19 protein-coding genes, 12 tRNA genes and 1 riboswitch are annotated in these 22,692 nt (G+C 50.2%); of the genes, 1 reads left to right on the top strand and 30 read right to left on the bottom strand.

Annotated elements, in window-relative coordinates; genetic code table 11:
• Nucleotide 1 precedes the first annotated feature (1 nt).
• The 11 genes from GC097_RS32810 to yyaC all read right to left on the bottom strand — a co-directional run bounded on the left by GC097_RS32810 (nt 2) and on the right by yyaC (nt 14,128).
• Nucleotides 2–1,240: an MFS transporter gene (locus GC097_RS32810; protein WP_171687465.1), complete on the bottom strand. Its 1,239-nt coding sequence runs from the start codon at nt 1,238–1,240 to the stop codon at nt 2–4.
• A 2-nt stretch (nt 1,241–1,242) separates the two neighbouring features.
• On the bottom strand, nt 1,243–3,006 hold the full coding sequence (locus GC097_RS32805; protein ID WP_171687464.1) for an IucA/IucC family protein: 1,764 nt from the start codon (nt 3,004–3,006) through the stop codon (nt 1,243–1,245).
• A 35-nt stretch (nt 3,007–3,041) separates the two neighbouring features.
• A complete protein-coding gene (locus tag GC097_RS32800) occupies nt 3,042–4,409 on the bottom strand; it encodes an aspartate aminotransferase family protein (RefSeq protein ID WP_171687463.1) in 1,368 nt (455 codons plus the stop codon).
• Between the two features lie 124 nt (nt 4,410–4,533).
• Nucleotides 4,534–4,998: a helix-turn-helix transcriptional regulator gene (locus tag GC097_RS32795; RefSeq protein WP_171687462.1), complete on the bottom strand. Its 465-nt coding sequence runs from the start codon at nt 4,996–4,998 to the stop codon at nt 4,534–4,536.
• Nucleotides 4,995–7,010, bottom strand: coding sequence for an AraC family transcriptional regulator (locus GC097_RS32790; protein ID WP_171687461.1), 2,016 nt, complete (start codon nt 7,008–7,010; stop codon nt 4,995–4,997). Before GC097_RS32790 ends, GC097_RS32795 begins: the two co-directional genes overlap by 4 nt.
• Nucleotides 7,011–7,505: 495 nt before the next feature.
• Nucleotides 7,506–7,943 (bottom strand): rhodanese-like domain-containing protein, encoded by a 438-nt coding sequence (locus GC097_RS32785; RefSeq protein WP_171687460.1) that lies wholly within the window; start codon nt 7,941–7,943, stop codon nt 7,506–7,508.
• Between the two features lie 104 nt (nt 7,944–8,047).
• The gene (locus GC097_RS32780; RefSeq protein WP_171687459.1) at nt 8,048–8,935 is read right to left on the bottom strand and encodes a LysR family transcriptional regulator; all 888 of its coding nucleotides are present in this window, start codon (nt 8,933–8,935) and stop codon (nt 8,048–8,050) included.
• A 214-nt stretch (nt 8,936–9,149) separates the two neighbouring features.
• Nucleotides 9,150–9,599, bottom strand: a complete 450-nt coding sequence (locus GC097_RS32775) for a hypothetical protein (protein WP_171687458.1) — start codon at nt 9,597–9,599, stop codon at nt 9,150–9,152.
• Nucleotides 9,600–9,657: 58 nt separating this feature from the next.
• On the bottom strand, nt 9,658–10,638 hold the full coding sequence (locus GC097_RS32770; protein ID WP_171687457.1) for a phosphotransferase enzyme family protein: 981 nt from the start codon (nt 10,636–10,638) through the stop codon (nt 9,658–9,660).
• Between the two features lie 1,118 nt (nt 10,639–11,756).
• Nucleotides 11,757–13,559 (bottom strand): ABC transporter ATP-binding protein, encoded by a 1,803-nt coding sequence (locus GC097_RS32765; RefSeq protein WP_171687456.1) that lies wholly within the window; start codon nt 13,557–13,559, stop codon nt 11,757–11,759.
• A 35-nt stretch (nt 13,560–13,594) separates the two neighbouring features.
• Nucleotides 13,595–14,128: a spore protease YyaC gene (yyaC, locus tag GC097_RS32760; protein WP_171687455.1), complete on the bottom strand. Its 534-nt coding sequence runs from the start codon at nt 14,126–14,128 to the stop codon at nt 13,595–13,597.
• A 100-nt stretch (nt 14,129–14,228) separates the two neighbouring features.
• Between yyaC and GC097_RS32755 the strand changes: the two genes are divergently transcribed.
• On the top strand, nt 14,229–15,407 hold the full coding sequence (locus tag GC097_RS32755) for a glycosyltransferase family 2 protein (protein ID WP_171687454.1): 1,179 nt from the start codon (nt 14,229–14,231) through the stop codon (nt 15,405–15,407).
• Nucleotides 15,408–15,497: 90 nt separating this feature from the next.
• Here GC097_RS32755 and GC097_RS32750 read toward each other — a convergent pair whose 3' ends face one another.
• From GC097_RS32750 to GC097_RS32660, 19 genes are all read right to left on the bottom strand, one after another.
• Nucleotides 15,498–16,157, bottom strand: a complete 660-nt coding sequence (locus GC097_RS32750) for a hypothetical protein (RefSeq protein WP_171687453.1) — start codon at nt 16,155–16,157, stop codon at nt 15,498–15,500.
• Nucleotides 16,158–16,324: 167 nt separating this feature from the next.
• Entirely contained in the window at nt 16,325–17,155 is an 831-nt protein-coding gene (locus GC097_RS32745; protein WP_171687452.1) for a C40 family peptidase, read from the bottom strand.
• 61 nt (nt 17,156–17,216) lie between these two features.
• Nucleotides 17,217–17,367: riboswitch (cyclic di-AMP (ydaO/yuaA leader) on the bottom strand.
• Between the two features lie 133 nt (nt 17,368–17,500).
• Nucleotides 17,501–18,430, bottom strand: a complete 930-nt coding sequence (locus tag GC097_RS32740) for an aldo/keto reductase (protein ID WP_171687451.1) — start codon at nt 18,428–18,430, stop codon at nt 17,501–17,503.
• Nucleotides 18,431–18,920: 490 nt separating this feature from the next.
• A tRNA-Gly gene (locus GC097_RS32735) sits at nt 18,921–18,991 on the bottom strand.
• Between the two features lie 7 nt (nt 18,992–18,998).
• A tRNA-Pro gene (locus GC097_RS32730) sits at nt 18,999–19,072 on the bottom strand.
• Between the two features lie 24 nt (nt 19,073–19,096).
• Nucleotides 19,097–19,173: transfer RNA gene (locus GC097_RS32725), tRNA-Arg, on the bottom strand.
• Between the two features lie 3 nt (nt 19,174–19,176).
• A tRNA-Gly gene (locus GC097_RS32720) sits at nt 19,177–19,251 on the bottom strand.
• A 102-nt stretch (nt 19,252–19,353) separates the two neighbouring features.
• Nucleotides 19,354–20,052, bottom strand: a complete 699-nt coding sequence (locus GC097_RS32715) for an AIM24 family protein (protein WP_171687450.1) — start codon at nt 20,050–20,052, stop codon at nt 19,354–19,356.
• 14 nt (nt 20,053–20,066) lie between these two features.
• Nucleotides 20,067–20,522, bottom strand: coding sequence for an SH3 domain-containing protein (locus tag GC097_RS32710; protein WP_171687449.1), 456 nt, complete (start codon nt 20,520–20,522; stop codon nt 20,067–20,069).
• A 343-nt stretch (nt 20,523–20,865) separates the two neighbouring features.
• Nucleotides 20,866–21,375: a ferritin gene (locus tag GC097_RS32705; protein ID WP_171687448.1), complete on the bottom strand. Its 510-nt coding sequence runs from the start codon at nt 21,373–21,375 to the stop codon at nt 20,866–20,868.
• Nucleotides 21,376–21,493: 118 nt separating this feature from the next.
• Nucleotides 21,494–21,745, bottom strand: coding sequence for a DUF1450 domain-containing protein (locus tag GC097_RS32700; RefSeq protein WP_171687447.1), 252 nt, complete (start codon nt 21,743–21,745; stop codon nt 21,494–21,496).
• A 143-nt stretch (nt 21,746–21,888) separates the two neighbouring features.
• Nucleotides 21,889–21,973 (bottom strand) — tRNA-Leu (locus GC097_RS32695).
• A gap of 22 nt (nt 21,974–21,995) precedes the next feature.
• Nucleotides 21,996–22,068, bottom strand: a tRNA-Lys gene (locus tag GC097_RS32690).
• Between the two features lie 15 nt (nt 22,069–22,083).
• A tRNA-Asp gene (locus tag GC097_RS32685) sits at nt 22,084–22,160 on the bottom strand.
• A 28-nt stretch (nt 22,161–22,188) separates the two neighbouring features.
• Nucleotides 22,189–22,265, bottom strand: a tRNA-Met gene (locus GC097_RS32680).
• Nucleotides 22,266–22,283: 18 nt separating this feature from the next.
• Nucleotides 22,284–22,356 (bottom strand) — tRNA-Val (locus GC097_RS32675).
• A gap of 26 nt (nt 22,357–22,382) precedes the next feature.
• A tRNA-Glu gene (locus tag GC097_RS32670) sits at nt 22,383–22,457 on the bottom strand.
• A gap of 37 nt (nt 22,458–22,494) precedes the next feature.
• A tRNA-Ser gene (locus tag GC097_RS32665) sits at nt 22,495–22,586 on the bottom strand.
• A 27-nt stretch (nt 22,587–22,613) separates the two neighbouring features.
• Nucleotides 22,614–22,689, bottom strand: a tRNA-Asn gene (locus tag GC097_RS32660).
• Nucleotides 22,690–22,692 lie beyond the last annotated feature (3 nt).

The raw sequence follows: 22,692 nt of genomic DNA, 5'->3' as shown, positions 1-22,692 counted from the left end.
CTCATTTGTATATTTCCTGGCTGCCTGTCAGGACGGCCGATTCATTGCGCTGCACGATATAAGGGAACACTTTCACTTTCATCCAAATGTTGCTGATGATGAGCAGGACTGCCGCACAAAGAAAAATCATCGGCAAGCCGAAGCCGGACGCTACTGCGCCCATACCGAGCGAGCCTGCCAAACCGCCCAGCAGCACGGCGCAATTGACATAGCTGTATGTCCGGCTCTCCATGCCTGCCGGCGCATACTGCCGGATGAGCACATTCATCGACGGCATCATGCCGCCAATGCAGGCACCCGTGCAAAACCTTAACACGATTAACTGCCACAGTTGGTGGACGAACGCTTGCGGGATCGAGAAAACAATCGCGCCAAACACCGCATAGAGGAAGATCCGGTGCGAACCGAATTTGTCGCCCAGCTTGCCCAGATGCGGAGCCGTGATCATATTGGCAATGCCCATAGCTGCCGAGGTTATGCCTGCGAGGACGACCAGATTATTGGATCCGGCCGCCAATTGCTGCACATACAGCGGAATGAGCGGCAGGGTGCCGATCATTGCCGCCCTTAACAGGGCAGAGGAGACGAATAGCGAGGCGATTGGCTTTCTAGCCACGATCGTTTTAAAATCCTGTATCATCCCCGTCTTCTTCTCGGTTCTTTCTTTCTTCTCAAACGTTTCCTTAACGCCGAAAATAACGATTAATGCCGCAACGAAAATGCTGATGCCCGTATAAAAGAACACCTCTCTCAGACCGAAATGGTCGGCCATCAAACCGCCTAGCAGCGGCCCGCATATCGTACCGGCTACCGCGCCGGAGTGTAACATGCCCAGCGCATACCCGCTGCGCTCTTTGGGCGTATTCGTTGCCGTAAGGGCAATGGCTGCCGGACCGAACCCGGAAAGCACGCCGTTGACGAGACGCAGCAGCAGCAGCTGCACAGGACTGGTGGCAACGCCCATCAAGGTGATCGTAACGGCCATGCCGATGCCGGAGCGCACCAGCATGACTTTGCGACCGCACTTGTCGGCCAGCTTCCCCCAGAGCGGCGAGAACAGAAAGGCCGTCAATAGATTCGCTCCGTAGATCATCCCTGACCAGAAAAGCACTTTTTTCGGATCGGTTAGTCCAAGATCTTGCAAATACAGCGGTAAAAAAGGGGTAATGCTGCTTGTGGAAGCCATAGCCAGAAATTGACCGACATAGATGATGTACAAGTTGCGTTTCCATTTGTCCACGGCTATACCTTCATCGGATTGGGGATGTCGACGAACAGCGGTCTTTCTCCTCTGGCCAGAAAACAGCTGGTGAAATTGGCTTTCGCCGGCAGACTTTCGCTGTGCAGTAAATCGTCGATATAAGGGAGCATGGGGTCGTCCGCATCTAAACGCTCCTGTTGGAGCACTAGTTGAACTATGCGCCAGTAATGTTCTTCGCCTTCACGGCTGTAGGCCGCTATCGTATGAATCAGTGAACCCAAATGGTTCACGAAGAAATAATATTTGGTCCTCATCCAAGCTTCGGATTCTTCGTACAGCACTGGACTGCTCTCTGCGATCAGCTTGCCTATCCAGCCCGCTCCGGCTGCCTTGCGGTGATCGATGCTGACGCCTTCGAGGTCGCGCACATAATAGCAGTCGGGCATGCCATTCTTCAGGGACACCAGCGAATTCTGCAAATGCGCCTCGAAGGAGATTCCCCATTTGGCTAACAGCCGCAGCAGCGATACCATTGAAATTCGCAAATAGACTGCCAACCAGTCGCGCAAATCAGGAAGCACTCCCTGCCCGCTTCGTCTGATGGCCTGGATCAGCTTGGGCTCCGTTTGTTCCGGCAAACTTTCCAAGAGCGATGCCAGTACATAGGTGAACGGGTTAGGAAGTTCCATCGGACGGTAGATGACCGTGAAGCTTGATGACCATTCTTCCGGCATCCCCTTCAGCCTAACGCTGCTGTAGCCTGTCTCCGACAGGATCTGGAAGCAATCGGTTTGGCATTCATGCTTAAGATGATGCAGTACTCTAGCCGCATCCATCGTCCGCTCAGCTTGCTCTTGCGTATTCTCGCGGAGCAGATTCGTAATGCGAACATGCAGCGGCAGCTTGAAGCCGTAGCCTCCTGTCGGTTCCCATACTGTTCTTACCGAAGAAGTCGGATATACGACAGGCCCGCACAAGCCAAGACTAATGATGGCGGATTGTTTCAGCCATTGCCGTACTTGAGGCTGGCGCATCACATAATCCGCTTGCCATGGATGCATGGGCAGCAGGCGGTAGTCGCCCGCTGCCTCCCCCAACTGCTGACGAGCGTGCAAAATGGCAGACGGCGGAATCGCCCCATCTTCTTCTCCGGCCAGCCACTCTTCATGGACGAATTCCTTGCGGACTGCAAAGTAATGCAGCTGGAAGGAGGCGCCCATCTCGGGGCTGTATGCCGCAAGCTCGCTGAAGTCGAAGCCTTCGGTGCTTTTCGGATAGGGATGAAACGGATGGCCGGTATAGAGCGACTGCTCCGAACGGACGCATTCCGGCTTCCAGGCTTGCTCCGCTTGTCCTTGATGAAGGAAATGCTTCATATACCGGCTCATTTGGCGGTAGCTGTTCTCGATTCGCGTTCGTATGATCTGCTCGTGCGCCTCGCGATCGCCAGCTTTTTCACGGCATCCCAGCTCGGAGAGCAGCAGTGTAAGCAATCGCGCCATATCCAGTTCGCGAAATACTCCACCGGATACCGCTTCGTATACGAACGCGCCATACACGTGCTGTCCAATGGCCGAATAGTAAGTCATGGCCCCGGCAATCGTTTTGCCGATCATTGGAAGATGCAGCATAAACGGGTCGCCCTGCTTAGGGAAGGATTCGATGAAATAACGCAATCCGGGGATTGCAGCTCTTGGATCTCTTTCCCCGGTCTCTCTCAAATAACAGTTCAGTAATGCGCGTATGGTTGCCTTTTCGGCCAGCTCAGCGCTTTTTGCGGCTGCGTCCGTTTGCTGTTGTAACATCCGTGGTCGATCTCTCCTTTCTCTACCGGCTCCGATCATGCATCCAAAGCTGTGTAAGCCGCTTGAACGGCTTCGCTGAACAGGCGTGCAATCTCATCCAATTGCTGCTGCGTGACGATGAGCGGGGGCAGGAAACGCATGACGGAGGAATGTCTGCCGCCGACTTCAAGAATTAAGCCTCTATGGAAGCATTCCTGCTGAATCCGTCTGGCCAACTCAGGATACTGCGGATAATGGCCTAATGGGTCCAACGTCTTTTTGGCGTTGACGATTTCTACACCGACCATTAATCCCCGGCCACGCACGTCTCCGATACAAGTCACATCCAGCTTCAGCGCATTCAAATGTTTGCGAAGATGTTCACCGAGCTTCTCCACTTTGCCGGGAATATCGTGTTCTTTGATATATTTCAGCGTGGCAAGACCGGCTGCCATCGCCATTTGGTTGCCCCGGAACGTACCGATATGGGCACCAGGTTTCCATACATCCAATTTGTTATGGTAAATGACGACCGATAGCGGCAGGCTGCCGCCAATCGCTTTCGACAACACCAGCACATCCGGGACGATGCCGGCATGCTCGAAAGCGAACAGCTTGCCGGTTCGCCCAAGTCCCGTCTGCACCTCATCAATAATGAGCGGAATGTTCCGCTCCTGCGTGATTCTGCGCATTTCGCGCAGCCATTCCACAGGTGCAGGAATAGAGCCCCCTTCGCCTTGCACAACTTCAAAAATCATGCCGGCCGGCGAAACAATGCCGCTTTCGGGATCGTCGAGCAAGTTCTCGATATAGCGGGAGGAGATCTCCTGCGTCCGCTCTCCGCCAACGCCAAACGGGCAGCGGTATGCGTAAGGGTACGGCATGAAGTGTACGTCAGGAATCAGCCCGTTCACTTTCTCTTTCTGCCCAAGCGTTCCGCTGAGGCTCATCGCCGCATGCGTTGATCCGTGGTATCCGCCTTGGAAGGACAGGATGCTGCGGTTGCCCGTTGCTGTTTTGACCAGCTTAATCGCTGCTTCAATGGCATCCCCGCCTGTCGGGCCGCAGAATTGGATGCGGGCGTTCTTAGCAAACTCGTCCGGCAAGCTGGCAAACAACTCATCTACGAACCTTTCCTTCAGCGGAGTCGTCAGGTCCAGCGTGTGCAGCGGTCGTTTGCTGTCCAGCATTTCCTTGATGGCCTCAACGACCACAGGATGATTATGACCGAGTGCAAGCGTTCCGGCACCGGCAAGACAGTCGTAATACACCTTGCCGTCCATATCTTTTACGTAAATTCCCTCCGCTTCTTGTATCGCAATCGGAAGCCTTCTGGGATACGATCTCGCGTTGGATTCCCGCTGCGATTGGCTTTCGAGATAGCGCGTATTTTGGGACTGTTCCGTGACAGTAAGATTGACCATGGTATGCTTCACTCCTTCAGACCTTGTTTTTAGTTAATTGATACTGATAATCATTATCAATTAATATGTTTTAAGAATACCAAACAAGTCTGAACCAAGTAAATTCTCCAATCAGATAATATCGCTACTCCGATTGAAGCATGACCTTTTCGTCATTGCCCCCCTTTTGCAGCATTTGTTTCACCGTATATATAAAATCTGCGCCCGAAGCGTCGATACCCAGCGCCTTTTTCATGTTCTGAATATGTTTCTTAACCGTATTTACGCTCACATAAAGCTCATCCGCTATTCGTTTAATCGAATAATGGTTGCACAGCATCTCGGCGATTTGCCGCTGCCTCTCGCTTAAGCTGTCCATTTTCCCGGCTTGCAAGCCGCCCCCATCGTTCTCAACGCCGTCTGTCGCCTGCGAAGAAAGCCGATCATCCGGATCGGCCTCCCCATATTCAATCGTAACTTTCACCGCTTCCTTCATTTTCAGCCGCATCACCTGATCAACGACAATTTGATGCAGATCGACCAGCTTCGCGCGCGCCAGTTCATCCCCGGCACTGGAATCGATGATCAGTCGCACTTTCGTTATGGTCATATTCTCTCTCCCCATCCCGTATTTTCTCCCAGCAAAGCTTCTGCTATTTCATCCGCGATGAGATCGATGGCGATAGGGCCATAGTATCCGATCCACATTGTTGTGTTACATGTATATACATGGTTGGCTTGTACGGCTCGCAGACCTTTCCATATCTCGGATTGTTGAAACTCCCCGGTCAATGCCTGATTCGAATCGTCCGTTAAAACAAATAGACGATCGACATCCTGCAGAGCTTCAAGCGAAATCCACTTGCTGGACCTCCCCGTATCTCTTGCGCAATCCGGAGCTTGCATCCCCAGATCGCCGTACAAAATATCCGCTGTGCGATGCGAAGTCGTGTGAAGCCGAATTTGATTGTCACGCGGCCTGATTAAGGCAACGGTCTCGCCCGTCAGTTTTCCTGCTAACGCAGTCTGCAGTTTTGCGATCTTTTGATGGTACGATTCCAGTACGCCCGGCACCTCATTTTCCTCGCTCGTAATCTGTCCAAACGTCTGAAGCGTCGAACGCCAATCGGCATTCCGATCAAGCAGCAGCGTTGGCGCTATTTGAACAAGATCGTCATACAGGTGCGCCTGGAACTCCGTACAAACGATAAGTTCTGGCTCAGCCATCCTAATCGCCTCGAGATCAGGCTTCTCCTTGGTTCCCAATACTTTGATGCCACTCAGCTGCTGGGAGATATAGGCCGGAAATTCCGAAGCATCCGTAGTCGCAATAACACTGCCGACTGGCTGTTTGCCTAGTGCCAAAAGCTGGTCGATATATTGCATATCCAGCACAACGATTTTCTCAGGCGCTTTGTCCAGCACCAGCTCGCCTTTAAGATGTTTGATCGTTCGGACTTTATGCAGAGCAGCGCTGGCAATCAATTCGCTCGATACTGCTATACCTGCCTGGGATTGCATCAAAGCTATATTAGGATGCGTCGTGTTTCCACCCGCCTGAGCGCTAGCGGCTGCAGGTCCTGAGCATACACTAAGTAGTAAGGCGAGCGTCAGCATGAAGCCGACAGCTATAGAAGGTTTTGTACTTGTGTAGACATATGCTGTCATCCCTTCGCTCACATCATGATAATGATATTCATCCTCACCTAACCCACTATACTTTTGCAATTTACTGGGAACAATGGGTAATTGCGACATAAACCATGGATTTTGGCGACGGAAATCGATCTGACCGGACTGCTCTCTAAACCGTCCCGGCGAAACGCCAACATGCTTTTTGAATATTCGGCTAAAATAGTAACTATCCGTATACCCGATATCCTCTGCGATTTCGGAAAGCGGTACGTCCGTATGCTGCAGAAACGATTTCGCCTTCCCGAGCCGTACCTGCATCAAATACTCCATCGGCCCCATACTTACCTTCGCCTTGAATAACCGCTGCAGCTGCCGCGCATTGCAATCCAGCAGTTCTGCCAATCCCTGCAATGTAATCTGTTCGGCGTATCGCTCCTGCATATAACGGATCGCTTGGCCGACCGGCTCCGGACCTGTCATCTCACTGCCCTGCTCCCGCAATTGCTGCAGCATTTCATAAACAAACTGGTGAAATAGCGCTTTGACATGAAACTTTTCCAACGTCCCTAGCTGCATCCACTGATGGTGCATCTCCTCCAGCTTTCCAAACAACAAAAGCGGATGCTGCGGCATAAATCCGAATTGCAGTTTAAAAGGATTGCTTTTCTCCTGCAACCGAAGCAAATCTTTTCTTGCCGGCAGCGCCAGAACGGCTCTATAGAACACCATAAAATACTCAAAAGTTTCCAAGACATTGACAATATCAAGAAAAGTCCCTTTGCCCGCATGACTGATATGGCATTTCTCCGCCGTATACACGATGTCATCAAGCATCACCTGAGCCCGCCCCCGCGTTGCATACAAAAACACGCTCGCCGGAAGCTGATACGCCAGTACGTTTTCGCCCGGCTGCATAATCGTACGGCGAACGTCCAGCACTTTCAGTGCCGCATGATTCCACAGCATAATTTGCTCCTGAAAAGACAATTTCCGTTCACCTCCTGGTATTTGTTGGATGTTCGCCTATTGAAATCATTATATTGATAGTGAGAATCAATATCAATTGTTTTATCTGTTAAACTTTTTCCTGTGTAATCAGCATAAAAAGATACGCTCATCCCGCTCCTGCAACTTAGCCAGAATGCAAGGTACGACTGTGCTCGGAAGAGCGCATTGAGGTGCTGATTGGAATAAGGGAACCTCGTTCTCTTATTTCGAGGTAAAGCTGGAATTCAGGGGTTTATTGGGAACCTACAGGGTCTTATTCACCTCAACCGTCCAAATATGTGCCCACAGGTGGCGAAATAGCGGACCCTAGTTCCCTCTCCTGCGCTCAACTGGCCGTTTCTGGCAAAATAGCGACCTGTAGTTTCCCTAATCGCCAACGAGGTTGTGTACGTGGAACGACTGTGTATTAATTTCAGACGCGGCGCCGCAAAAAAAAGACCGCCTCTCGGCAGTCCTCATTTCACCCGTATGCGATTATCCGACTAATGGAGCCGCTTGCCCCAACGTGCCTTCTACCTCGTTCCCTTCCTTGCGCCAATACTCGATCCCGCCTATCATTTCTTTCACTTTAAAACCAAGCCCGGAAAGACGGGCAGCGCCCTTCGTGCCGCCATTGCATGCCGGTCCCCAACAATAAACGACAATCACTTGCTCTTTGGAAAAAGCAGCCGTCGTAACCTCGTTGATTTGGTTAGAAGGCAAATTGATCGCTCCCGGGATGTGGCACTCGGCATACGCCTTACTGCTCCTCACATCGATCAGCAGGAAATCGTCCACCCCATGCTGCATGTCATAACGCACATCCGCTACATCCGTTTCTACCGATAATTTGTTCATAAAATGGCGATGCACAGCTTCCGGCGAAGCAGCAGGCGTTTCCAGCACCAGCGAGTATACAGATTGATTATTCATAATACGACCTCCATTTGCATGTTATTCTCAAGTTCTGAATGACTTGAAATGACTATAACACAGTCTCAAACCATGGAGTTATCGATAGAATTCGATACCATACTTCATTCATTTTGATAATTGGATGCGCCGAGAACGTCTAGAAAGCCGAGGAACGCTTTGGACTGCCACTTTTTCTTCGAATAAACGAGCTGCGTGTAGAACTTAAAATCCGGATGAACAAGTGGAACGGCGATGACCCGCCCCTTCTCTATATCTTCAGCCACCACAATGCGCGGCAATAGGGCAATGCCAAGTCCGTACATGACGCACTGTTTGATCGCTTCTAAATTCCCAAACTCGTACGACAAGGAATAAGGAATTTGATTGCTTTTGAGCGTCCTGAGCAGCATGGCGCGGTACGTGCAGCCTTCTTCCGTTAAGATGAACGATTCTTTCTCCAAATCCCCAATCTGCACTTCGTGCGCAGCAGCAAATCTGTGGGCAGGGCTAGCGATAATGACCAGCTCTTCCTCTCTCAATATGCTGCAATGAAGCTCCGGATCTGCAAATGGAGGATCTAAAATGAAGCCTACATCCAACGCCCCTTCTTTTACAGCTTCAATAATGAAGGGCTCATTGCCCGGTTGGATCATGACATTGATGTCCGGAAAATGCTGCCGGTACGTCTGAAGTCGTGGCGGGAGAAAGAAGGCGGCTAAAGTTTCAATCGTGCCAATCGAAAGTATGCCTCTGGACTGCCGGGAAATGACCTCCTTGGACTCCTCATGAAGCCTATGGATGTCGTTTGCATATTGTAATAGCGCTTCTCCTGCCAGAGTCAGCTTCATACTTCTTCCGTAACGCTCTACGAGAACGGCCCCGTAGGATTCCTCCAACTTTTGAATCTGGGTCGTAATACTCGACTGGGCATAGCCAAGCACTTCCGCGGCGCGCGTGTAACTTCCCCATTTAGCTACTTCACGAAACGTTTTTAAATACGTTAATTCCAACGCGAATCACCTTTTTTATAAAAGAATATTAACTCTATAGTACCACACCCCGAACGCAAGGATAAACGACTTCGTCGTCCTTTCAGGACGAGCGCGTTTGTCAAGGTAGATGAGAAGCAAAAGTATATAACTTATACTTTCTTATCTACTAAAAAAGCCACCGAACTTCGGCAGCTACTCCGCTACAATGACTTACGCCTGCGGGACCGGTCCGCTAATTTGGCATAACCAAGTTTAGTTCATGGCTGTATAACCCATTCGATTTTAAAAACCGTTTAACATCATGCTTGAAAGTTACGGCGACTACCTCATTTGCCTGCGTAAAAATTAAAAGCTTTGGGGTATACGCTGCCGACTGCCCAACAAATAAAACCACTTGCGTAACGGTTCCTGTTACCCATGGATTGCTGACTTTCAAAGGAGGAGCAAGCTCAACCTTAATAGCTATCCCGCTGGCAGGCTCGATGTTTAAGGAACCTACAGGACCGGTAATGGAAGCCAGCCACTTCCCGACTTCACTTTGCAAACTTGCCGAATGGGTAATCGTCTTTATGACTTCACCCTTCCCAATATCAAACGCCTCAGCCCCGTCAGCGGCATAAACCGGATGATAACCGGCGGTCAACATGACGATGACAATCCAGATGTTCAGCCAAATTTTCAATATCCTACCCTCTCGTCGACATTCCTATTTCCACTTATCATGTCCAAATCAGGTGAAATTACGAAATGTGAGAAAAGATTTCCGGAAGTCCATCCCACTGCTCGGTAAGCCACGCCAACTCCTGCAAAAACCGCGCGGGGACTCCGGTTTCTTCATAGATCTCTGTGCGCAGCCACCAAATGGATTCAATCAGATACAGCATGTGAACGGCCCGCAGAAGAGTTCCTTTTGGTGCGGCGGCATGCTCCCGATATCCGTTTAAGAAACAATCGGCGGCATCCGGCCGAAGTCGCTCCTTCTCCCATGCACCGGACAAAACAGCACGAGCGATATCGATTTCCGGATAGGCGACATCCATTCGGTCGAAATCGACGATCGCTGCTGCCCCATTTTCACGCAACAGCAGATTATCCGCCCACAGATCCCAGTGAATCCAGCCACGTGGACTCTCTGCAAACACATCAAAATCTAGCGATTGAACATTTTTGATCGCCTTTTCCAACAGGCCTGTGAGGGGCATATTTCTAACAGTCGCCGCTTGTTCGAAGTTAGCTTGCAGTTCCTTCAGGCATGCCTTCTGATCCGGTTGCCAAGCGTGCCGGGCCAGAGGAACATCCCGAAGCAGCTGATGCATTCGGCCTGTAGTTCGGCCTAGCTCGTACATGTGGGAATTGCTGATGCTGCCGGGATCAGGAACGCTTCCCTCCACCCAATCCATAATCGCATACCGGTGGCCTCCCTGCGACTCCTGAATAAACCGCCCCTCCAGGGCGTACACCTCCGGGCAGGACAGGCCGGACTTAAACAATCGCTGCTGCAGATACAGGGTCTGCTCTATCTTTGCTCTTTTTTCCGTGACATGGAGCTTATATCGATCCGGATGATAAAACTTAACAAAAACAGAGCCGCCGCCTGTCGTTAGCCGCCATTTCACATTCAGCCAGCCCTTATTAAGCTGATGAACATTTATTACCTTCATGCCAAACTTGGCATGGATATCGCTTACGATTTCCTCCAGCACACGGTTGTTCTCTACCATCGGTTTGGCTCCTTGTCCTTTTATCCGTCGTTTGGGAATACTATATATTTGGCGATTTTTTCGGCGAATCCTCCATGGTTTACAATGGCGATCTCATGCCAGCTTTCTGTTAAGGAGGTTTGCCCCACAGCGTGTACCAGCAGATGAAGCAAAGACGTCTCCTACCTAGCACGAGTATTCATGTAACCGCATTATGACGCAAAAAGTTAACGCCCGCATGGCATTCTCACACCCCTTGGGGTGATTGGGGGAACTACAGGGCCTTATTTGCCACAGGTTGCCCTCATTTGCGCCGAAAACAACAAAATAGAGGACCGTAGTTCCCCACCACCATCCATATACCTGGTTTTCGCCAAAAATAGCGGACCACAGTTCCCTCTACCTAGCATGAGTATTCCTGTAACCGCATTATGACGCGAAAAGTTAACGCCCGCCTGGCATTCTCAAAAACCCTGGGGCGTTTGGGGAACTACAGGGCTCTATTTCTACGGAATCGGCCTATTTCCCACTTTGAGCGGAACTACAGGGTCTTATTTGCCACAGGTTGCCCTCATTTGCGCCGAAAACAACAAAATAGAGGACCGTAGTTCCCCACCACCAGCCATATACCTGGTTTTCGCCAAAAATAGCGGACCACAGTTCCCTCTACCTAGCACACGCATTCATTAGCTGCAATAAAGACGCCATCTACCTTGTACACGCACTCCTCTAGCTGCAATAAAGACGCCATCTACCTAGCACACGCACTCCTTTAACTGCAATAATGACGCCATCCACCTAGCACACGCACTCCTTTAACTGCATAAAAACGCCATCTACCTTGTACACGCACTCCTCTAGCTGCAATAATGACGCCATCCACCTAGCACACACACTCCTATAGCTGCAATAATGACGCCATCTACCTAACGCACACACTCCTATAGCTGCAATAATGACGCCATCCACCTAGCACACGCACTCCTATAGCTGCCATAAAGACACTATCCACCTAGCACACGCACTCCTATAACTGCAATATAGCTACCCCTGCCCAGCACGCACATTCCTGCAGCTGCAATAACGGCACAAAAAAAAGCGCCCCCGAAAGGTCGTCTCAGACCTTCCAGGGCCACCCCCTACGCCTCGTCATCCGCCTTGGCGAACTGCGTGCTGTACAGCCGCGCGTACAGCCCGTCAAGATCGAGAAGCTCGCGGTGCGTGCCCCGCTCCACGACGCTGCCCGCTTCGATCACCAGAATGTGATCGGCGGCAAGCACCGTGGAGAGCCGGTGCGCGATCACGAGCGTCGTGCGCCCTTGCATCAGCTCCTCGAGCGCCGCCTGCACATAGGACTCGGATTCCGAGTCCAAGTGCGAGGTCGCCTCATCGAGGATGAGGATGCGCGGGCGCTTCAGGATCGCGCGGGCAATCGCGATCCGCTGGCGCTCGCCGCCGGAGAGCCGGTGCCCGCGCTCTCCGACCATCGTGTCGTACCCTTCGGGCAGCGACACGATAAAATCATGGATGTAGGCCTGACGGCATGCGGCCTCCATCTCCTCACGCGTAGCGTCCTCCCTCGCGAAGCGCAGGTTGTCGCCAATCGTCGCGTGGAACAGAAACGATTCCTGCGTCACGTACGCGATTTGCGAGCGCAGCGAGGCAAGCCGGGCGTCGCGGACGTTCACGCCGTCGACCTCGACGATCCCCTCCGTCGGGTCGTACAGCCGCGCAATCATCCCGATCAGCGTCGATTTGCCGGCGCCGCTCGGCCCGACGAGCGCGATCATTTCGCCAGGCTGCGCCTCGAACGTCACGTCCCGCAGCGCATACTGCCCTGGCTTATAAGCAAAAGAAACATGCTTATAAGCCACACGTCCCGCGACTTGGGGCAGCGGCCGCGCTCCGGGAGCATCCATCACATCAGGCACCATGTCCTGATATTCAAAAATCCGCTGAAACACGCCCAGCGCAGTCCCCACCTCGACCTGCAGGTTCAGCAGCGTGCCTACCGGCATATACAGACGCCCCAGATAAGCGGCGAAAGCGACGATCGCCCCCAGCGACATCGTGCCCGAAATGACCGAATAACCGCCATACAAATAAATGATGGCCGTCCCTAACGGTCCGAGCGTGCTCGTCGCCATCCCGAACCAACGTCCGACTAGATTGAGCCGCAGCTCCAGATCCATCACTTTCTGGTTCATCGCCTTGAACTCGGCCTCCTGATGCCGCTCCCTGCCAAAAATACGAGTCAGCAAAGCGCCTGAGATGCCAAAGCTTTCGTTCAGCTGCGAAGTAATATCCGAACGCACCTTTTGCGTTTCGATGCGGAGCGCTTTGCGCAGCTTGGAAACTTTTTTGACCGGCATCATAAATAGCGGAAGAATCAGCACAGAGATAATGGCCAGCTTCCAATCAAGGGCAAACAAAATGCCGATCGTTGTCGCGACAATGACCAGCTGGGTAATGGACGAGACCACAAGCGAAGTGACAACCCCTTGTACCGCCTGCACATCCCCGGTAATCCGCTGAACGATCTCGCCCGATCTGGCATCCGTGTAGAATGCCATCGACTGCCGCTGCAAATTTTGAAACAACGACAAACCCAAATCCCTGATCACTCCTTGGGTTACTTTCGTATTGAGATGATTTTGCCATACCCCAAGCACACCGCTCAAAAGCGGAAGCAGCAGCATGAGCATCGCCATCTCGGCGAGCAGCTTCATACTTCCCTGCGGAATCGCTTTATCAATAATTTCCTTCATCACCAAAGGCGGGATCAGTCCGATCACAGCCGCAAGCAGCGCCAGCCCGATAATGCCTAGCAATTGTCCCCAGTAACCCCTGAACAATGTCAGAATTCTTTTGACCGAAACATCCTTCAGCTTCGCTTTAGGCCGATCCCTGTCGGATAGACGTCCCATTCCGCCTGGTCCCATTTACACCACTCCATTCTGCTGCAAAAGCTGTCTGTCTATTCGAGGGGAAAAGCATGCGAAATCGCTTTCGCCACTTCATCCGCCATGTTCATAACCCTGTAAAGCGATGTTGTTTGCAGGACATTGTACTGTCTGGGTCCATCGACGTTGACAATTGCGGCAATCGTATAATCGCCGACATGAGGCAAATCTTTTCCAACCGACTTCCCTGGAGCCAGAGGCTGATTCGACACTTGATACATGCCTACAGACAGCTTTTGTCCTAAGCAAGCATCTATCGCGATAACGATACTGCCCTGCGGAATTTCCTGCAGCCGCGCCGCAATATTACTGGCATCGCAAGGTGCTTCCAGCGTCCCTATAACATGAGGATACCCAAATTCAGCAAGTTTGCTTCCTACTAGCGGACCCAATGCATCGCCTGTCGACCGGTCTGTCCCGATACATACGAAAGCGAGCGCATTCGGCTTCATCCCAGACGTTTTACCAATGGCTTCAAGAAACAGGGCCAACTGCCCGCCATTCATTTTTTTCCAAAATTGCTCCGGTGTACTGCGCGGCTCCTCCATCTATCATTTCCTCCCCCACAAGCTTTTTGCAAAATTTCCCCCTACTAAGGATGAATGATATAATGCGATCAACTTCTATTCTTCCACAAGGAGGTATCGTGTGTCCACTCTCGGTATCATCGCTATTCTAACGCTCCTTTATTGGCTATATGTCGCTTTTGACGTGCAAAAAGGACTGCGTGCCCTGCGAACCCTGCCTAAATCTTCCAAATATCCGGACAAGCCTCCGCTTGTATCTGTCATTATTGCTGCCAAAGAAGAGGAAGGCACCATCCGCGAAACCGTTCGGCATCTTCTTTCCCAAAATTACCCGCGCCTCGAGATCATCGCCGTGAACGACCGTTCCCGGGATGCTACCGGTGTCCAATTGGAGGAGCTGCGCAAATGGTCCGAGGGCAAAAAAGACATGCATATCAAGCTGCAAATCATTCACATCACCCGCCTTCCGGAAGGTTGGCTTGGCAAAAATCATGCGCTATATCAAGGCTATCTGCAAGCCAGGGGACAGTATTTGCTGTTTACGGATGCGGATATCATTTTTGACCCGGGCACGATAACCGATGCTGTCGCTTATATGAAGGAAAATGACGTACACCATCTCACTCTGACTCCGAATATGATTGCAAGAAGCCCTTTGCTCAAAGGTTTCGTTCATTTCTTTCTGTTCTCATTTTCATTATTCGTGCGGCCTTGGCGTGCCAACGTTGACAATTCCCGGGGGCCGGGCATCGGAATCGGAGCCTTCAATATGGTGAGCCGGAATGCCTATGAAGCGATTGGTACGCATCGAGCGATCGCGTTAAGACCTGACGACGACTTGCAGCTAGGCGTTTTTCTCAAAAGATCCGGCTTCCGGCAGCGAGTGCTCTCCGCCAAACATTTGCTCCAGGTCGAATGGTACCCTTCACTTAAAGAAGCCGTAATCGGACTGGAGAAAAATCTTTTTTCCGGCTTCCGTTACAGCTACACCTTCGCCCTGCTCGCTTGCATAGGACAGCTTGGCTTGTTTATATTCCCGTGGTTCGGTCTCCTTCTCCTCTGGGATTGGCGCGGTTCCGTCTATGCGGTTGCTGTTATGATGCAAATCTGGCTCTACCGCAAGCTGATGTCCCGCCTCATGAGCATGAAAGGGGATGAAGCCTATCTGCTGCCTGTCAGCGCTTCGCTGCTGGTATATACCATCGCTCGTTCCGTTTGGCTTACTTGGAAGCAAGGCGGGATTTACTGGAGAGGAACCTTCTATTCTCTTCGCGAATTAAAAAGAAACACCCGGCGCTAACCTGTAGGGGCTTAGGCATCTTAACGCCAAATAAGCGTTACTCGACAGAGCAAAGCTTACCCTCACGGCTTGTAGCGAGATTCTAGTTCTCTAGTGAACACGGTTCATTCGAACAACCCGATAATACAAATGGCTGCTCGCCTCTTGCTCCACTTCCAAATATCCCTCGGCATGCACATAATCGCCCGTTATAAAGGTGGAGGCATCTGCGGAACTGGAGTGCGTTAGGAAGAGTAGAGCGGCTTTTTCATTGCCTACGACAAAACCCGTTTGTTCTCTGATTTGAAATTTATCCAGGATAGTGCCATGATGGGACCTTGCGATATGGTGAAACTTCCAAGACTGGCCTTCTTTGATTAGAAAATAAAGCACGCGATTCCTATGATTGTTGCTGAATTCCCGCGTAACGCCAATCATACAGATCTTCTCGCCCAGGCTTAAATATTCATCGATGACATAGGATTTCAACCGCAATCGCAGCACATTTTTATGTTGGATATAGGATTCCATTTCTTCAATGGTTCTTTGATCCCCCGGATCTTGCTTCGTTGCGTAAAATACTTCTTTTATAAACGTATCCGTTTGCAAGCTTCTAGCGCCTTTGAAATGATTGTAAGTACGGAAAAATTGCTGAATGACTTCCCGGACTTCATCTGGCATCGCAGGACCTTTATCCACGGTATACATGCTATCTGCTTTATTCGAATGTCTCTTTTTATATAACCAGCTCTTCCAGACACTTAATTGCATGTGCTCGTGTTCACCTGCTCTTTCTTTCTTCCAAGCATTTCTTCATTATAGGCTAAAAAACATAAAATTTCGATAAAAATCGCATGATTCCGCGGACGAAAAAAAACACTCGCCTTCTATGCCCTCATTCGAATGACATTGAAAACAAGTGTTCGATAGTCCTATCCTTACAAAACTCTCTTCGCTCCGACATACCTTGCGCTCCAATAAGAGCTCGAAAGACTGTCCACAGCCACGCCTCTGGATGTAGTCGCTGAAATGAATTGATCATTGCCGAGATAAATGCCCACGTGGTTCACAGTTTTTGAAGCAAAAAACACTAAGTCTCCGATCTTCAAATCCGTAACTCTCGTGCCTGCTTCACTGTGCATTTCCGCTGACGTACGAGGCAGGTCGATCCCTTTCGCTTGGTACACGAACCGCACAAAACCGGAGCAATCAAATCCATTCGGCGTTGTTCCTCCCCATACATAAGGCACGCCCATATAGGCGTTTGCTGTTTGGATAATTTGCTCCGTCACAGACGGAACAACAGGAGCAGCAGCGGCTTTGGGTGCCGGCGGCGGTGCGATCCAGGCAGGCTTGTGCGACTTTCCGTCCACATCCACAATCGCGATCTGGTTAGCTTCATTCCATTCAATCGGCGAACCGAAAGTTTCCGTGATGAATCGCAGCGGCACATAAGTATTCCCCTGGTACACGGTTGGACTGCTTTCCATACTGATTCTCTTGCTGTTTACAACCGCTTGCTGCTGATCTGTAACGAGTAAGATCGACTGCTGCTTATTGATCAGTGTGACCTCAATCTCATTCTCCAGCTTCTTCCAGCTCACTTGATAACCCAGCTTCTCGGATAGAACTCGAAGCGGCACCTGCATGATGCCCTTGTCATCAATGTAAGGCTGCACTTCCGGAAACTGCAGCAGATCGTCATTGACCTGAACCTTGACAGAACGGTCCGTAGGTGCAGCAGCCTGGGCGTCATGTGCTGTAAACATAGGAACTGCGGCGCAAAAAATTGCGCATGAACAAATAAGACGTGAAGAAAAAGATTTCAAAACCTTGCCTCCTTGACGCCTCCGAGGTTAGTTGACGGGTTCGGGAAGAGGTTTTCCCTAGTACGCTCGCATTAGCGGCGCTCATTCACCCCAAGTAAAGAAGTCCCCCGTACCGGAGCTTTTGCTGCTCCAAGATTCGGCATTTTTTGTCTATGCTAGACTAGCATAGTTTATTTGATAGATACAACTTTTGCGTGGTAGTAAGTTTTTCCAGTCAACCTTTTTTTACTGGCGCTGCTGCGATATTTTCCCATGAAAAAACCGCCCCACCGGGCGGTTCAGCCGTTAGTAGCCAATCACAGACAGCACTTGATCGCTGACCGTGTTCAAAGTTTCCAGCTCTGAAGAAGATAAAGAGAGTGATGCTGCTTGGATATTGTTTTCAAGATGATGTACGTCCTGCGTGCCTATAATTGCTGAAGTAAGCGCCTCCTGGTGGAGCAGCCACGCAATGGCGATTTGTGTAACGTTGGTTTCCTTGGCATCCGCCATTTCTTTCATTACCGCCAAAAGTTCCTTCTCCGCCTCCAGATGCTCTGGAAGGAATAGCCTTCTCTCCTTGCGGAAGTCTCCATCCTTCAGCGTCCTGCCATGAAGGTGGAAAGCCCCTGTCAGAATCCCTTTCGCAATCGAGCTATAACTCATTATACCAATGCTATTCTCCCGGCAAAAAGGCACAATCTCTTGCTCGATCGCTCTGTGCAGCAAGCTGTATTCCGGCTGAATCACATCGATTTGCGCATAGCTCACAGCCTCTTTCAGCTGTTCCAAAGAGAAATTGGATACGCCGATGGATCGAATCAAGCCTTCCTCTTTCAGCTTTACAAATTCGGAAAGTGTTTCCTGCACCGGGATTTCAAAGCTTGGCCAGTGAATGTAATAAATATCTATGTAATCTGTATTTAAACGTTTCAAACTGTTTTCTGCCGATCTCCGCACATCCTGAGGACTTAGATTGCTTCGGCTCACCTTCGTCGTTATGATACATTGCTTACGTATATCTGCCAAAGCGGCTCCGACAATTTCTTCGGAATGTCCATTTCCGTAGCCTTCAGCCGTATCAAACGTTGTGATGCCAAGCTCGAATGCTTTGCGGATGAGCTCGATGTTGTTTTGATCGTTCGTAAACTCCCACGGGCCTCCGCCCAGCTCCCAGCAGCCAAATGTCATCGTCGTGATGTCAAATCCGGCATTTCCAAGCTTTTTCGTCTTCATAGTCGTCAGCCTCATTTCATTGGTTATTGTCTCATCGGTATGCACACGTTAACAATGTAAAGTATACCGCTTTCATCTTTGTTTGCCAAGAGATGAGGGGCATCAGGCAGATATCTCTCGCTGCATTATGATTATATGGAGGCTGGGGGAACTACAGTCCGTTATTTACTCGAAGATGGCATCTTGCGCCTCTGAATGGGAACTATGGTCCTCTATTGCTCCAATTTGCCTAATAAATCAGCCGCAGGAAGCATACAAGACCCTGTAGTTCCCCCTAAACTGGGAATCCGGCCGATCTGGCCCAAATAGCGGACTTCAGTTCCCTTTCGAACTCCCAGGGAAGCTCCACGACTACGATTCGTGCACATATTCCATGCGGAAACAATCGGCGCTAGACTATGGCGCGCGGTCCTACTTACCTTTGCGCTGCACCGTTCCCTCACCGCAGCAAAAGAAAAAGCCACCCGAAGGTGGCTCTTTCTTTGTGTGAAGCGGGTGATGGGAATCGAACCCACGCTACCAGCTTGGAAGGCTGAAGTTCTACCATTGAACTACACCCGCGTGTTTATCGGGACGACACGATTTGAACATGCGACCCCCTGCTCCCAAAGCAGGTGCTCTACCAAGCTGAGCTACGTCCCGATATATGATGTTGCTTGATAGAAATGGCGCGCCCTGAGAGATTCGAACTCCCGACCTTTTGATTCGTAGTCAAATACTCTATCCAGCTGAGCTAAGGGCGCTTATGGAGCGGAAGACGGGGATCGAACCCGCGACCCTCGCCTTGGCAAGGCGATGCTCTACCGCTGAGCCACTTCCGCACGGTATGTCTTGAATGTCGCTTCATCAACTTTTCTCAGAGGCGACAAGGAATAATATATCAGGATTTCAGAACAAATGCAAATGTTTTTTGTTGCCAATCTTTATTTTATAAAAATGCCGCCAAACGGAATCACTTCTCTGGCAACTCGTCGCAATAAGCTGTCATTTTTCATATGCTCATCCAACTTGGCATCCGGCTTGCAAGGCTGCAGCAGTACATGCCCCTGTCCCGTCATTTCCCAATGATAATTCATGTGCTGACTGGCTAACGTGTTGCCGTACACACAAAGGCGCAGCTTGGCATTCCGCGGATACGCAATAAGGCAGCTAATATCCACATATAAGGGCTGCTTCGGATCCAGCGTCATTTGATACAACGGGCCGGCGGTCAGAAGTCCTAGCGTACCCGGTCCCTTGAACTGCATTTTTACGAGGTCTTGCGTAATGAGCGTATTTTTAACATTTTGCAGATGAGAAGTGAAGCTGACACCTTCGGTATAAAACAAAACATGGCGAAACTCATACAAAAGATCATCGTCAGCGCCAATCGGCACCACAGACATGCTGTAGCCTTCGGGCAGCCCGAGCATGAGCTGTGCAGGACCGCGTACACGCGACTGTATGAAACGTTTCTTGCGGTACATGCTGGGCAGCTTCATCAAGGAGTCCTCCCGTTGCTCGGACCTACCCTGAAAGGCTACGATCTGGTTCGGATGCAGCACATGAATGGCTTCGTCCTGCTCGATGCGCAGCTTGGCCATCTTTGCCAGTGAGCTTGCAGATTCGAAAACTACTTCCATGCTACTCACCCCTTTTATCTCATATGACGCTTCTGTCTCCGCCAAACCACATACCTAAACACTCGTCCAAGTATAAAATAAAGCACGACAAGCAGCACAGCCGCGATAATCATATTCGTTATTTTCCGATTCCGCTTCTCTTTATCCAGCGCCACTTGCTCCATGGTCTTTAAGCGCTCTTGCAGAAGCTGGTTTTCCTTTTGAAGCGTCTCGTTTTGCTGAAGGAGCTTTGATTCCGTTTCCTGCGAATGCCGGATCGTTTCCGAAAGCTTGTCCTTTTGCTCCTCTAATTGCTGTTTCGTTGCCTCGTAATCTTTCTGAATTTGCTGCATATTCTCCGGGAGCTCATAAATTTCTTTCACTCTATCGAGCCAGGAAGCATGGGCTGCAGAGACAGGGAACATGAATCCTATCACAATCACCAGAACGCCGAGCGCATGACTAATCGCAGAAATATGACGTGCCTGCATCCGCCTTCCCTCCCGTTAGCCCGACATTTTCTTCTATTTTACCGCAAAAATCACCCCTTCACCACTCCTAAAGCCTGTACAGGATAACGCAATATCCATCTACCCACCACAAGCCCTCCAGCTTGGCTACAGTAAAGTCTTTTCTTTCACTCTTACAAATGCCCATAATACTATAGGAACGCGTGTAGAGCGCTTCAGAGGCATTTGCGAAGACATCTCCATCCGGGTCCCCCATTAAAAATAACCCCTGACAGCTATACGTCAGCAAAAAAGAAAAAAACTTACCCTTCGCGATTAACCGCGAAACGAGTAAGTCTTTGTACACTTAAGTAATTGTATGTAATTATTCCCCAGCCGGTGGAGTGAACGTACGCTGCGCAAACTCAGCATCCAACATGAAGAAGGCATTGCTGTCTTTGTCGATTCGTTTCAGCTTATTGATAATGCTGTCGAACATCGCTTCTTCCTCTACCTGCTCATCAATGAACCATTTCAAGAACTGCATCGTGGCATGCTCACGGTCGTTGAGGGCCAAATCAGACAGATGGTAAATACGTCTTGTAACTTCCTGTTCATGCAAATAAGCATGCTCAAACGCGTCCAGAATCGATTTGTATTCATTCACTGGCGTATCCATGCCGGCGAAGGAAACCTTTTTGCCGCGATCATTGATAAATTTAAAAATCTTCATGGCATGGAACTTCTCTTCCTCCGCTTGCACGGTGAAAAAGTTCGAGAACCCATCCAAGCTTTCTGCCGCACAATAACCAGCAATCGCCAAATAGACGTGCGCAGAGTAAAATTCATAGTTCATCTGATCGTTGAGCGCTTCCGTTAGTTCATCTTTTAACATGATGTGCTGCACATCCCTTCTGTATGGTTATATATTGCGTATTCCCCATACATACAAGATTACCAGAACTTCACATACAAATACAAACGGAAGTCATAATTTTTAAAAAGGTTATCGTCTAAGCCATTACGGTTTCAGCTCTGGATTCAGCAATAATCTGTTTGAGCTGCGCATATAGTAAGTCAGGCGAAGAGGCGCATAGCAGCTCCTTTTTGCCGATCATTGCGATACATTCTTTCTTACAGTGTCTGCAGTTCCCTAAGCAATCCTTCTTTTTCTGCTTCAGGTCCGGGTATTCATTTTTCAATGACTTGTATATTTGTTTGGATCCGAATTTCTCATTTCTACAGCAGTATTTAATCGTTTTCATGCCGTTCAACCTCCACCGCTCATATCTACCGCCTATACTGATATTAGTGATAATAATAATCAATGTCAACAGTAAAGTGATGATGGATGTACAAAAAAAGCTCCCTTACTCCTTCGAAAAGGAAGCAAGAAAGCTTTTGGTGATGCGGTCAAGAGGACTCGAACCTCCACGGGGGGTTAGCCCACACGGACCTGAACCGTGCGCGTCTGCCAATTCCGCCATGACCGCATATAATGGAAATAAAAAAAAGTGAGTCATGTAGGATTCGAACCTACGACACCCTGATTAAAAGTCAGGTGCTCTACCAACTGAGCTAATGACTCATACTGCATAAAAAATGGCGGAGCCGACGGGATTCGAACCCGCGGTCTCCTGCGTGACAGGCAGGCATGTTAGGCCTCTACACCACGGCTCCACACATAAAAGGCACCTCAACAAGAGGTTGGTTGCGGGGGCAGGATTTGAACCTGCGGCCTTCGGGTTATGAGCCCGACGAGCTACCGAGCTGCTCCACCCCGCGTCATTAAAAAAGGAAAAATGGAGGCTGACGGGATCGAACCGCCGACCCTCTGCTTGTAAGGCAGATGCTCTCCCAGCTGAGCTAAGCCTCCATGGGAATAAACTTCTAAGATAGGAATGGTGACCCGTAGGGGACTCGAACCCCTGTTACCTCCGTGAAAGGGAGGTGTCTTAACCACTTGACCAACGGGCCTCGTAAACAGGCTTTTCTTATGTACTCATGCTTTAAGTGGCGGAGAGAGAGGGATTCGAACCCTCGAGACGCTTGTGACGCCTACACGATTTCCAATCGTGCTCCTTCGGCCAGCTCGGACACCTCTCCATGAAAAGCCTGGTATAGGATAAAAAATGGCTCCCCGAACAGGACTCGAACCTGTGACAACTCGATTAACAGTCGAGTGCTCTACCAACTGAGCTATCAGGGAAAA

The sequence above is a fragment of the Paenibacillus planticolens genome (assembly GCF_013141725.1).
In the GTDB taxonomy this organism is placed as follows: Bacteria; Bacillota; Bacilli; order Paenibacillales; family NBRC-103111; genus Paenibacillus_E; species Paenibacillus_E planticolens.
This window is presented reverse-complemented; position numbering and strand designations above follow the sequence as displayed.

Coding starts and splice junctions, on each gene's coding strand:
- yyaC (WP_171687455.1), bottom strand. CDS start 14,128: ATGGAGGAGCCGCGCAGTACACCGGAGCAATTTTGGAAAAAAATGAAT.
- GC097_RS32745 (WP_171687452.1), bottom strand. CDS start 17,155: ATGTTTACAGCACATGACGCCCAGGCTGCTGCACCTACGGACCGTTCT.
- GC097_RS32770 (WP_171687457.1), bottom strand. CDS start 10,638: ATGGTAGAGAACAACCGTGTGCTGGAGGAAATCGTAAGCGATATCCAT.
- GC097_RS32740 (WP_171687451.1), bottom strand. CDS start 18,430: ATGAAGACGAAAAAGCTTGGAAATGCCGGATTTGACATCACGACGATG.
- GC097_RS32795 (WP_171687462.1), bottom strand. CDS start 4,998: ATGACCATAACGAAAGTGCGACTGATCATCGATTCCAGTGCCGGGGAT.
- GC097_RS32750 (WP_171687453.1), bottom strand. CDS start 16,157: ATGCAATTAAGTGTCTGGAAGAGCTGGTTATATAAAAAGAGACATTCG.
- GC097_RS32765 (WP_171687456.1), bottom strand. CDS start 13,559: ATGGGACCAGGCGGAATGGGACGTCTATCCGACAGGGATCGGCCTAAA.
- GC097_RS32700 (WP_171687447.1), bottom strand. CDS start 21,745: ATGAAAACGATTAAATACTGCTGTAGAAATGAGAAATTCGGATCCAAA.
- GC097_RS32710 (WP_171687449.1), bottom strand. CDS start 20,522: ATGCAGGCACGTCATATTTCTGCGATTAGTCATGCGCTCGGCGTTCTG.
- GC097_RS32705 (WP_171687448.1), bottom strand. CDS start 21,375: ATGTTAAAAGATGAACTAACGGAAGCGCTCAACGATCAGATGAACTAT.
- GC097_RS32805 (WP_171687464.1), bottom strand. CDS start 3,006: ATGTTACAACAGCAAACGGACGCAGCCGCAAAAAGCGCTGAGCTGGCC.
- GC097_RS32715 (WP_171687450.1), bottom strand. CDS start 20,052: ATGGAAGTAGTTTTCGAATCTGCAAGCTCACTGGCAAAGATGGCCAAG.
- GC097_RS32800 (WP_171687463.1), bottom strand. CDS start 4,409: ATGGTCAATCTTACTGTCACGGAACAGTCCCAAAATACGCGCTATCTC.
- GC097_RS32785 (WP_171687460.1), bottom strand. CDS start 7,943: ATGAATAATCAATCTGTATACTCGCTGGTGCTGGAAACGCCTGCTGCT.